Source organism: Brevibacterium sp. HMSC24B04 (assembly GCF_001806835.1).
Lineage (GTDB): Bacteria > Actinomycetota > Actinomycetes > Actinomycetales > Brevibacteriaceae > Brevibacterium > Brevibacterium ravenspurgense.
Window position 1 is genome coordinate 39,310 of record NZ_KV786093.1, and the last position, 285, is coordinate 39,594.

General features: G+C 56.1%; 1 protein-coding gene. It reads left to right on the top strand.

Features of this window, described 5'->3' with window-relative positions; translation table 11 throughout:
* A partial coding sequence (locus tag HMPREF3092_RS11215) for a YPDG domain-containing protein (RefSeq protein ID WP_176745703.1) occupies window positions 1–285 on the top strand: 285 nt, incomplete at both ends.

The following is a 285-nucleotide window of genomic DNA, read 5'->3' on the forward strand; positions in this document are numbered from 1 at the left end:
ACCCGAAGGTTCCGAACCAGAACACCATCTACGAGCCTGGCTACGAAGATGGTTCGGGTAAGCCTGGTGACGACGTCAAGATCGACAAGCCTGAGTTCAAGGACAAGGACGGCAACCCGACCGACGCTCCTGAGGGCACCACGTTCGGACCTGGTGAGAACGTTCCTGATGGTGTGACCATCGATGAGAACACCGGTGAGATTACCGTTACCATCCCTGAGGATGCTAAGCCTGGTGACAAGATCACTGTCCCGGTTGAGGTGACTTACCCGGATGGTTCGAAGG